The organism is Thermodesulfobacteriota bacterium (assembly GCA_035325995.1).
In the GTDB taxonomy this organism is placed as follows: Bacteria; Desulfobacterota_D; UBA1144; order Nemesobacterales; family UBA2774; genus JADLGH01.
Genome location: DAOKYU010000001.1, coordinates 542,826 through 555,718, shown reverse-complemented (window position 1 = coordinate 555,718; position 12,893 = coordinate 542,826). Strand labels below are relative to the sequence as shown.

The 12,893-nt window shown below is 48.1% G+C and carries 3 protein-coding genes and 1 CRISPR repeat array (1 of these 4 only partly in view); of the genes, 2 read left to right on the top strand and 1 reads right to left on the bottom strand.

The annotated features are described in order from the left end of the window. Window positions 1-5,514: a CRISPR direct-repeat array (repeat unit 30 nt; unit sequence ACCTCTAAACTACCTATAAGGAATTGAAAC) (it extends 3,964 nt beyond the left edge of the window). Between the two features lie 113 nt (window positions 5,515-5,627). Beyond that, window positions 5,628-6,851 carry a phage minor head protein gene (locus PKC29_02510; protein HML94283.1) on the top strand — a complete coding sequence of 408 codons (1,224 nt, stop codon included), beginning with the start codon at window positions 5,628-5,630 and terminating at the stop codon, window positions 6,849-6,851. Window positions 6,852-7,348: 497 nt separating this feature from the next. Next, window positions 7,349-8,686 (top strand): amidohydrolase family protein, encoded by a 1,338-nt coding sequence (locus PKC29_02505; GenBank protein HML94282.1) that lies wholly within the window; start codon window positions 7,349-7,351, stop codon window positions 8,684-8,686. Window positions 8,687-8,794: 108 nt separating this feature from the next. Here PKC29_02505 and PKC29_02500 read toward each other — a convergent pair whose 3' ends face one another. After that, window positions 8,795-12,892, bottom strand: a complete 4,098-nt coding sequence (locus tag PKC29_02500) for an Eco57I restriction-modification methylase domain-containing protein (GenBank protein HML94281.1) — start codon at window positions 12,890-12,892, stop codon at window positions 8,795-8,797. Window position 12,893 lies beyond the last annotated feature (1 nt).

Below are 12,893 nucleotides of genomic sequence, written 5' to 3'. Positions count from 1 at the left end.
TGCTTACCAATGTCCATCACCACGCAATCTGGCGAACCTCTAAACTACCTATAAGGAATTGAAACGAACCCGATTTTGATACGATTGCCGGCATCACTCAGGACCTCTAAACTACCTATAAGGAATTGAAACTGAGCATGGCGCTCATGGTTTCCGGGCTTGCGGCCAACCTCTAAACTACCTATAAGGAATTGAAACGGTGCTTGTGCAGGACTGCTTCGGTTAAGTTATCCAACCTCTAAACTACCTATAAGGAATTGAAACCCCAATGTAGCGAAGGTTGAGCGATTACGCGCCGCGAACCTCTAAACTACCTATAAGGAATTGAAACGCCTCTTGCCGAGCTTGGAATATGGGGAAATTTTTATACCTCTAAACTACCTATAAGGAATTGAAACTCATCATCACTTGCCTGATTCGAAAGCCGCACCCACACCTCTAAACTACCTATAAGGAATTGAAACTGAGTATCTTGAACACGACCGGCTTAATATCCTCTACACCTCTAAACTACCTATAAGGAATTGAAACACAGAAGAAGAACTACAGCGCGTCCGCGAGTGGGATACCTCTAAACTACCTATAAGGAATTGAAACGTATCTATACCCGGACTCATGGCAGTGACAGTTTTCACCTCTAAACTACCTATAAGGAATTGAAACCAGAAAATCCACGAGCTCCCCGGTCATGCGGGCTTCACCTCTAAACTACCTATAAGGAATTGAAACGTGATACTCACAGTGCTGGTCAGCGATATACGGATTGCACCTCTAAACTACCTATAAGGAATTGAAACTGGGAGTATTCTGAACGGATTGATGAAAGTTGCGAGACCTCTAAACTACCTATAAGGAATTGAAACTGTGGTGTTTAGCGCAAAGGGCGACCAGGTAACAGGGGACCTCTAAACTACCTATAAGGAATTGAAACTACGGATGCTATATATGCCGACGTTAACGGGCTCGAACCTCTAAACTACCTATAAGGAATTGAAACTACTTCTCCACGAACTTCAGCCAGAAGCGGAGGCCGACCTCTAAACTACCTATAAGGAATTGAAACAGTGTAAACTGTTTTCAGGAAATTAGCCGACGACGCCACCTCTAAACTACCTATAAGGAATTGAAACGTGTGATTCGACGACCCAAAATTCAAAACCACACCAACCTCTAAACTACCTATAAGGAATTGAAACAAAGAATCTTGCGCAACATTGCACGCGCAAGCTCCCTTCGACCTCTAAACTACCTATAAGGAATTGAAACAAAGTAGAGCACGTCACGGTCACGGAGAGGCCCTGCACCTCTAAACTACCTATAAGGAATTGAAACTCGATGTAGACGGCGCGGGCTACATAAGCTATGACCACCTCTAAACTACCTATAAGGAATTGAAACCGAGAAAAGCCACGCAAAGCACAATTCCAACCACGAACCTCTAAACTACCTATAAGGAATTGAAACGTCAGGATATTGTCCTCTTTGCAGGTCGGGCATGTAAACCTCTAAACTACCTATAAGGAATTGAAACCTACATACCCTGTTACACAGGCAAACTGCACTTCTGAACCTCTAAACTACCTATAAGGAATTGAAACATCATTAATTCGAGTTCGGTAAATCCTGACAAGTTGCACCTCTAAACTACCTATAAGGAATTGAAACGTCTTCCCGAATCCTTGTCAGGGGCAAACCGAGTAATACCTCTAAACTACCTATAAGGAATTGAAACGTCTCAGCTTCAGGGTTGCAATCTCGGCGTCGCGGACCTCTAAACTACCTATAAGGAATTGAAACACTCTAACAGGATGAATCCCGAAGGCCGAACGACCAACCTCTAAACTACCTATAAGGAATTGAAACGTATTCAGGGTTTGAGGTTTCATGATCTGCGACATAACCTCTAAACTACCTATAAGGAATTGAAACTCACGTGTCGCTGCCTCCTTGTCGCGGCGTAGCTGGACCTCTAAACTACCTATAAGGAATTGAAACCTCACTCGGCCCCTCCAGCGAAGTGCCCGTTTCTGAACCTCTAAACTACCTATAAGGAATTGAAACTCTTTTCTCCGCGCCATCCTGATCTGCGCACTATCGAACCTCTAAACTACCTATAAGGAATTGAAACCCTGCTCAAGATGGTACTGCCAGCCCTCCTCTCCGTACCTCTAAACTACCTATAAGGAATTGAAACGCGTGTACGACGATGGCATCAGCTCGGCGGGGACCACCTCTAAACTACCTATAAGGAATTGAAACCTGATGACGGCCGCGAGGGACTGGCTGATCAGGAGAACCTCTAAACTACCTATAAGGAATTGAAACCGACAAGGAGGGAGTCATGGCAAAGGTGACGTTCGACCTCTAAACTACCTATAAGGAATTGAAACTTAGTCCGCCCCCGCATTTCAGGAAGTAGAGCGACTCGACCTCTAAACTACCTATAAGGAATTGAAACGTATTCAGGGTTTGAGGTTTCATGATCTGCGACATAACCTCTAAACTACCTATAAGGAATTGAAACGGGAGACGGGGAATAAAACGACACGACGGCCCGGCTACCTCTAAACTACCTATAAGGAATTGAAACACGGACGAGATGCGGTCGCTGATGACGACGCAGCCGACCTCTAAACTACCTATAAGGAATTGAAACGTCTTCCCGTCCACGTACGTCTCAGCCATGAACACACTACCTCTAAACTACCTATAAGGAATTGAAACGACGAAGCGGGACGTCTCGCTCGAGCTCTCGAACGCGAACCTCTAAACTACCTATAAGGAATTGAAACGCTCGGGGACCTCGACAAGCTCTACATCGACGATTCAAACCTCTAAACTACCTATAAGGAATTGAAACTGTGAAGGAGCTCTTCGAGTACATCAGGACGGAATACACCTCTAAACTACCTATAAGGAATTGAAACCTTGCAGGGTATACGTTACATTCCCCGCGCCCGGTGTACCTCTAAACTACCTATAAGGAATTGAAACTGTAGTTCAGCACAAGGACGGACTCGAAGGCGAACGACCTCTAAACTACCTATAAGGAATTGAAACCCGGACGCGCGGCACGCCCCGCACTTCATCAGTCCGGACCTCTAAACTACCTATAAGGAATTGAAACACTGAAAATGTTATCCGCCTGCGTGTCAAACCTGCACCTCTAAACTACCTATAAGGAATTGAAACAGAGACTGGTACTTCTCAATCAGCTTGTGATATGCACCTCTAAACTACCTATAAGGAATTGAAACCATGGAGGGGCAGTTGTGGGAGCCATGCGAAAATTGTACCTCTAAACTACCTATAAGGAATTGAAACATACCTGTCGTCAGCACACCTGCGGCCTCCAAAGTGACCTCTAAACTACCTATAAGGAATTGAAACTCTTATCATTCTCCCACAAGAACGAATCTATGTAAGGACCTCTAAACTACCTATAAGGAATTGAAACCCAACCGGTTTCAAGGAGGCAATGTTGAAAGTAGATACCTCTAAACTACCTATAAGGAATTGAAACTGAAGCGCGGCGCGAAGCTGAACGCGGGCGGCGACAGACCTCTAAACTACCTATAAGGAATTGAAACTGTTTTCGAACGGGGCTTTCTCGCCCAGGTCCTTGTACCTCTAAACTACCTATAAGGAATTGAAACGACGCCTTGTCCTCGACCAAGACCTCGTTCGGGCGAACCTCTAAACTACCTATAAGGAATTGAAACGCACCTTCTTGCTGCTGTGGGATGGTGATAGGGACCACCTCTAAACTACCTATAAGGAATTGAAACTCGTCTCTTCCATCACCCTGAGCCCGAATGGTACGAACCTCTAAACTACCTATAAGGAATTGAAACGCAAACACTGCGAGTTGCGCAAGTCGTGTAGGTTCGCACCTCTAAACTACCTATAAGGAATTGAAACTTATAAAAGTTACGATTGTTCCCGCGTAGACCTGAACCTCTAAACTACCTATAAGGAATTGAAACTCAGAGTTGTTTGCCCTTGAGGCTGTGTCCCTATATTACCTCTAAACTACCTATAAGGAATTGAAACCTGTTCTGCCTATGAATTCTTTCGCAAGGTCCTCGAACCTCTAAACTACCTATAAGGAATTGAAACATGTAATGTCCCTGAGTACGTCGCTAAGATCGGACACACCTCTAAACTACCTATAAGGAATTGAAACAACGACATGAAGTACGGCATCATCACATGGGGCGCTCACCTCTAAACTACCTATAAGGAATTGAAACCCGAGAGCACCGTCCACGCCCACACGGCGGGGTCCCCACCTCTAAACTACCTATAAGGAATTGAAACCGCCCTCGAGCTCGACGAGTATCACCCCGCCGTGCTCCACCTCTAAACTACCTATAAGGAATTGAAACTGTCGAACCGCTCACGCTTGTGCCTGCTCTGCGTATCACCTCTAAACTACCTATAAGGAATTGAAACGCGGCGTGGGTCAACGACTCTGAACGGCCAGTTTGCAAACCTCTAAACTACCTATAAGGAATTGAAACGGGATTTCCCGAAGGCGCGGGACGTCGGGAAGGCTATACCTCTAAACTACCTATAAGGAATTGAAACGCAGCGTGGGTGTGGGCGGTGTCCCCCACCTCGGTCACACCTCTAAACTACCTATAAGGAATTGAAACGGGGCTGCAGTGTACTCGGCGAAGGAGATAGACATCAACCTCTAAACTACCTATAAGGAATTGAAACACTCATAAGAAATCTTAAGCCTCGATGCAATTTGCCACCTCTAAACTACCTATAAGGAATTGAAACCTTCTGAAGGCAAAGAACTACATCACTGGCGGCGACGACCTCTAAACTACCTATAAGGAATTGAAACGCAACAAGATCGACCAGACGCTCATTCAGGACAACCACCTCTAAACTACCTATAAGGAATTGAAACTTCGGAAGTTCGAACTCTTTCATCGCGGTCGGGAAAACCTCTAAACTACCTATAAGGAATTGAAACTTCCTTTTTCCTCTCTAACCCGGAATATCGCAACAACACCTCTAAACTACCTATAAGGAATTGAAACCAAATACAGTCTTCCGCCGGAGGGAATACATGGATAGAACCTCTAAACTACCTATAAGGAATTGAAACCCCATCTCTCGTCGAGGTGCTTTACTGCGTCCTCGTACCTCTAAACTACCTATAAGGAATTGAAACTCGTTCTGCCTGTCTTTCCCTTAATGGCCCCCCCGAACCTCTAAACTACCTATAAGGAATTGAAACTTGCCCTTCTGAGATTCGCCGCGTCGTTGATTATCTACCTCTAAACTACCTATAAGGAATTGAAACTTCGAACGATACGAAAAGGAGATAAACAAATACGGACCTCTAAACTACCTATAAGGAATTGAAACCGATATTTCATCTTCTTCCCTCCTGCCCCTCTATGGACCTCTACCTATAAGGAATTGAAACCGACAGTAGACCAGAACGCCCCGGCAACGGTAGAAACCTCTAAACTACCTATAAGGAATTGAAACTATCGGGCGATGTTCGTATCCCATATCTGGGGGCGGCTGAATGCCTCAAAAGACTGACCGCGCACTATTCCCTTCCCCCTCCCAGGGGGAAGGGCAGGATGGGGGTTTCCACCTTGCCTAAGAACGTAGACCTCTCCTTCGCCTTCGGGCTCAAGCCTGAGCGCGCAGTCGACTACATGAAGTCGAAGGGTTACACCTTCTCCTGGCGCTGGGAGGAGACCCTCGGAGCCGCGCACGCGAGGGCGTTCACGGTCGCGAAGGTCGCGCGCATGGACGTCCTCCAGGACATTCGCGGCATGGTCGAAAAGTCCCTCGAAGACGGGCTCACATTCGAGCAATTCAAGAAGCAGCTCGAGCCCGGACTCAGGAAAAAGGGGTGGTGGGGAAAACAGATCGCCGTGAACAAGAAGGGTGTGGCCGAGGTGGTCGAGCTCGGCTCCCCGCGCAGGCTGAGGACCATCTACAACCAGAACCTCATGACCGCCTACAGCGCCGGCCGCGAGGAGTTCTTTCAGGCCAACAAGGAGTTCCGGCCGTACGGCATGTACGTCGCCGTGCGCGACAGCAAAACACGCCATACGCACCTCGCCCTCCACGGCAAGGTGTACCCTCTCGACGATGATTTTTGGAAGTGGTTCACCCCGCCCATCGACTGGGGCTGCCGATGCCGGAAGCGGGCGGTCTCCCGGCGCTACGTAGACAAGAACAATATCACTGTCCTCAGCTCCAGGGGGCAGATCGGGAAGACCGACGCCCTCATCTCAACGAGGACCGGCGAGCTCCGCCAGGTGACGACTGTCACCCTCCCCGGCGGGCAGAAGGTTTCAACCGGAATAGGTTTCGACTACAACCCCGCCACCGCGGCATGGCAGCCGAACCTCGATTCATATGATTGGGATATAGCCGCCAAGTACGTAGAAGGCACGCTCACGGGGCCCGCCTTCCAGAGGTTTTACGCGCTCGATGTCGAGCGCGGAACATTCCCGGTTGCGACACTAGACCCCCAAACAAAAAGTCTTCTCGGGGCTAAAACCCAGCACCTGAAAATCAATAAGAGATATATGGGCAAGCAGGTGACTAAGCACCCTGAATTTGTGTCCTCGGACTACCTGAAGTTGCAAGCGTACATCAACAATGCCGACCTGATTGTTGATCAGGGCAAGAAAGGGATTGTTTTCGTAAGCGAGGATAAAGGTCTATATTACGAGGTAGTCGTCGAATTCCACAAAGGCAAAAGTAGTATGGCTTTCAGGAGCTTATACGAAATTCGTGAATCGCAAATCCAGGCGAGGAGGGAAGGAGGGCGCGTATTGAAGGACAAGCTGAAAAGAAAATAGGGGCGCGCCTGATCGCCCCTGTGAGGCCTATGCGGGGGACTCCACACTCCCCCGACGGAACCTGTTGGGACTCAGGCGGTCCCTCAGCAAGAGTGCCTGGAGACTTTCCCATAGGCCCTTACTCATAAAATAAATCATCTTCAAACCTTTTTCAACCGCTGTTTCCGTGGTCTGTCCCAGTACGGGCTCCTGCATTTCGGGTTAGGACATGTGCCCGGCGGCTCCGCGCTGCGCGGGAGCCATTCGTGACCGCAACGCTTGCACTTCAGCACGCGCGGCGCGAACGATTTCCCGCATATTGACTTTGGAAGAGGACTTCAATTACACTACTGAAACGGCTTGTTAGCATATCACTCAGTATTTGGGGTTTTACGTTTGTATAATTAAGAGTTTGGCGCCGTAGGATGCAGCCGGGGCGCTGGAATTGTCTGGTTTTGTACCTCACATTGAGCCTGGATTTGCATTCGTGCGTCGGCGCAACACTCTTGGAAATCGATATGAAACGGATCGCGCTCGCAGCATTCGGACTGCTCTTCATTGTCATACCTGCAACTGCTCAGCAGTCGGCACCCATGGCTGCAACGCTGTTCCAGAACGTCCGCATCTTCGACGGCAAGAGCAGCTCGCTCTCGGCTCCGTCCAACGTACTCATCAAAGGCAACATTATCGAGCGAATATCGACTGAATCTATAACCCCTGAACAGGGCGCGACGGTGATCGACGGCGGAGGGCACACGCTGATGCCCGGCCTGATCGACGCGCACTGGCACGCGATGCTCATACGGCCAAACCCGGCGCAGGCGATCAACGACGATGTCGGCTATAACAATCTCCTGGCCGGCGATGAAGCGAACGATACCCTAATGCGTGGTTTCACGACCGTCCGCGACGTCGGAGGGCCGGTATTCGGCCTCAAGCGCGCCATAGACGAGGGGGTGGTCAACGGCCCGCGCATCTATCCCTCTGGTGCGATAATCACCGTTACGAGCGGACATGGGGATTTCCGCCAGCTGTCAGAGCTGCCACGGAAGCCCGGCACGCCCAACCGCATGGAAGAGATCGGCGGCAGCATGGTTGCCGACAGCCCGGACGAAGTGCGCCTGCGTGTACGGGAACAGCTCATGCAGGGCGCCTCTCAGATAAAGCTTACTGCGGGCGGCGGGGTTTCGTCGCCTTTCAGCCCGATCGACGTGTCGAATTTCACCGATGCAGAGCTTCGCGCGGCTGTGGAAGCCGCCGGGAACTGGGGGACATACGTCACCGCGCACGCTTTCACTACGAAAGCGATCCAGGGAGCCGTCGCTGCCGGGGTGAAAGTCATCGAGCATGGATTCCTGATGGACGAAGCGACCGCCAGACTTCTTGCCGAAAAGGGAGTTTGGCTGAGCCTCCAGCCGCTCCCCGAGGAGATGCGGGATGGTCTCCCGGTGGGCTCTGTCCAGAGGGCCAAGGCCGATGAGGTATGGCCCGGCATAAGCAAAACATATGAGCTTGCAAAGAAATACAAGATAAAGACGGCGTGGGGCACCGACGTTCTATTTTCCCGGGCGCTGGCGCAGCGCCAGGGTGCGATTCTGGCCTCGCTTGCCCGGTGGTACACCCCGGCCGAAGCGCTTATCATGGCGACGAGCACCAACGCCGAACTCCTGGCGTTATCAGGCAAGCGCAATCCTTACCCGGGAAAGCTTGGGGTCGTAGAAGAGGGCGCACTTGCGGACCTCTTGCTTGTCGACGGGAACCCGCTTGAGAATATAGATCTCGTCGCGGACCCCGGCAAGAATTTCGTTGTGATCATGAAGGACGGGAAGATTTACAAGAATACTCTTCAGGATTGACGGGCCGCCGCGACGATGTAATTCGTCCTGATAGCCATAACTGTATTCCTCATCGCTTAGTATCTCTTCATGGCCGTGACGAAAAAACCGCAGCCTCAGTAGAGAAAATCATGCTTTAACTATAACTTCGGTATCCCCAGCCTTGAGTGCGCGCATATAGGCGAGAATCAGGTCGCAGGTGAGGAATCGTCCGTGCTCCTGCTCGTCATGGCGCTTTACAATTGGAAAAGTGGAAAGGATATAATCCGCATCGTCTTCGCTTATCTCATAGAGGTTAAAGAACAAAGCGTCGAGCTTTGCCATACGGTGACGACGGTCTTCCTCGTCCCAAATGAACGGCTCACCATCATAACCCATATCCCTGGCAAACGGCTGCATATCCCATGCGGTATAAGTGAGATGCAGGACATGTTCTTTTATAAACTCTGCAACGGTCGTATTGCCTAACGGCTTCTTGTATATTTGCAGGTCAATAAATGGTAGTTGTTCCAATATATAGGCATTCAGGTGGCGCGCTTGGATTTTTTGTCGTGATATATAATCCAAAGAAAAGCTATTCATATTCGCAATTAGTAACGGTGCTTGCTCAATATAAGTTTCAATGGCTGACGAATTTGGAATAAGTAGAGGCAATGTATTTCCGTGCCCTACTTTTGGGACTATTGAAGCTATTGTAGTGCGCCAATTATTGACGTTAGTTGTATCCCTGAATCCTATAACCCAGTTAATTCCATCAGGAAATGTAATATTTTGTGCATCAACCCAATATCGTGGCACTGGCATATATTCTGGGTTCTGTAAGTCAATTAATTGGGTCTCAATGATAACACCCTGTCCACTTACATTTATAGAATCAGCTTTGATGGATGCGTATCTATGATTGTACTGATCAATCATCTTACCCTCGTATAGAGGTAACAGTACACCTCCGGGGTATTTGTAAATTGAACTGCCTACTGGATATGCCTCAAGCTTGTTTAACTCATCGGGAGTTACGAAATGATTGGAATCGTTGGTCATGTGAAACATTGTAAAATACTTGATATCATAAAGATGCTGTTCAAGATTATCACGTCGATCTATTAAAATAGGATTATGTATGTATATACCACCTACAATTTGAGCATCACGACGATTTCGGAAGATAGGGGCAGTTTTTGTATTTGGGTTTATTAACGCAAACTCGTGGGAGTTGAGAGGAAAACAGCGATCCGGATCATCCAAGTCTTCTATTTGGTGGATGAAGAAGGCGCATTTTATATCATCAAATTTATTGTTTTTGCCACCAAATACGAAAATAGTTGGCTTATCTTCGTGATGAACATCATTAAAAAAGGTGCCACCTCTATTTTCAAAAACAAACAAAGTTTGGATTCTCTGTGTCTCTGAAAGCATTCCAAAGAACTTGCTGTTTCCTTTGTCGTAAGCAATGCCGACCGGGACAACTAAACCTACATAACCTTGATCTTTCAATAGACGTTCTGCCCTCTCAACAAAAAGGGCATATATGTTGAAGTCACCAGTCGCCATAAGGGGATATTGTCCATCTTTTCGAGCACGTTCTAATGCAACTTCTGCATGCCAAACTGCCTTTTCATATTCCTTCCAAAGTGGGTCATCTGTGTTTTTTAGCGCTTCAATCATTCTCTTGCGATCAGCAGCGCGTGCAGCCATTGCAATTTCAGGTTTGCGATCAGCAAACCATTCAACCTGTTGCAGCTTCATCCTGTCCCACGGCGGATTGCCGATTACGGCGTCGAAGCCGCCTTCGGGTTCGTGTCTTTCCCAGTATTTCCATACACCCGGAAAAGCAACTTCCCAATTGAGAAAATGTTCTTCTTCTATAAGATCTCGTGCTTTTGCTAACAATTCCTTGAACTGATTTGCCTGTATCGTATCTTTCTGGATTTGGATTTTTCCCTCGGCTATCTGATAAGGATCCCCATAGTCTCCAAAGAGCCAGCCATCAACAGCGACTTTGTCATTCGGTGACGATGCTATCCACTTGAACGCATGATAGAGCTGCAGGAATGAATTTAATGGCGCTGTTGCCTCTTCCACTCCTTCGAACATAGACGCTGACTGCTTGACTTCAGATATATCCGCATCTGTAAGTTGTTCAATCCGCAGCATTCCCGCTGCCGCGTTCTGGGCTTTAATTACAGTATTATGAGAAAATAAAACACCACGTTCATTTAATTCGTCCTGTAACTTTCCGACCCACTCGCCGAAAAGCGAGTCGCCGCACCTTAAGTGATGATCCAGGAAGGATAGGGGCGCACCAACAGTGAACGTATGAAGCCATAACGAAACCTTAGCCAGCTCGACCGCCATGGGGTTCTTGTCTACACCGTAAACGCAGCGCTTGAGTATCATTCTGCGTACTACTTGCTTATCGTCCAGTTGCTCTTCCTTCACGTTCCATCCGTGCTCATTTGCCTGCTCCAGAATAAGCGCACGAATTGATGCTATGCGTTTTGAGACCGGAGACACATATGGATTATCTTTATCCGCCCACGGCACAGACCCTTCGGTTTCGACTTCATCTATGGTCTCAAGTATGTTGTCGGCCAGATAGTCAACCAGACTAACAAGAAAATGACCGCTCCCCATAGCGGGATCACAAATCTTGAGGTCGAGCATAGCGGTTGCAGGGTCAGCGCTTTCAAGCATTCTGCTTTTCATTTTCTTGTCTTTCAGTTTTTTCAGTTCATGGACCTTGTTCAAGAAAGCATCTTTACATTCTTTCAACAGTGGTCCGACGGCGCGCTCGATAATAAGACCGACGAGAGATTCCGGGGTGTAATAGCTGCCGGATGTTTTTCGTGCGAATATATTGGGGCTGACCGCTAGTGATCCGTCATCTTCCAGCTTCGGATAGAATTCAAGCAGTCTTTCGTATATTGAACCAAGCTGTTGAACAGACAGATCACGGTAGTTAATCCACTTCATCACGCCTTTGTCTTCGAGATGCGATAGTTTGTAAATTATTGGAGCAAAGATTTTGTCCGGTATCCGTGCCCGGCTCAGTAGCCGATGTCCACCGCTATCGAAAAGCCCTCCGTTGTATGGGGGGAGCCCAATGCTTTCGTCACCCTTGTTTATAGATTCGAACAGATTCAGGGTATTGTGATAATAGTCATCGCGTGACTCGCTGAATATATCCTTTTCTCTCATGCGTTTTTCAATATTTTCTCTAATACGTTTTCTGAAACCATAATCGTCGTATTTGCTGTCATAAACCGGAAGAAGGTTTCTGTCCTCGGCATACAGGACGAACAGCAAGCGATAGAGAAGAGTAAGGGCGTTGTCTCTCAGCTCATCAAGATATGCATCATTTAACGGGTTGGGTTTTTGCGGGTCGTTATCCTTCAATGCTGTGAGGAGCGCCGGGAAAACGTTTTTGAAAACGATATCGCTGAGGTCGTCGGCAACTTTCGACTCCCAGAATCTGCCCCTTTCGAGCGCCTGCTCATGAAAGGTTTTCTCCTCCCTCTGCCGGAGGAAAGCATCACGGCGGAAGAGGAGATAGAAAACCTTTAACCAATCCTGCTCCCCAACATCACCGCTCGAAAAAGGGTCGGTCTGAAAACCGGGCAAGCCAAGCGCTAGAGGCAAGTCGATTTCGAGATAATCTTCTGACTTTGACTTGGCACGGTTATAGTAAAGACGCCAAAAGCGTCCATTTGTAAGAATGCCCCACTGGATGCGTCCGTCGGATTGCGTGTCGGCACTCGTGAGATAGCGTATTATCTGATTGGAAGGCACGCGGTCCATAGGCTGAGTGCCCTTACGGTCGAGCCGGACATTCCAGGGTTTCGCTTCGAGTATGGCAGTACCGTGAACATAACGCTTATATTGATCCCTTTCCTTGTTGGCTTTGTTCTTTGAATCTTCGTTATCAAAAAGCAGATAATCGGGGACGTCGTCTCTGCCCTTTGGGGCAGTAGTTTGTTGCGTCAGGAAGAAATTCCAACCGAGTGCTTTGATGACGGGTTCGATTAAATCATTTTCAGTCGTTGACTCAAGCGGGTTCCCATCGGTCGGGAATTTATCGAAGACGGCTTTAAGCTCATCTTTGAAATCTTTGACTTCATCCGTGGTGATAGAGTTCCATTCGGGAAAGCTTGTTATGCCTTCTTTTAAAAACTCCTCTGTAAAAAGCGATCCGTTAATCATCGTATTTTTATGTATCAAGAAGCTCAAT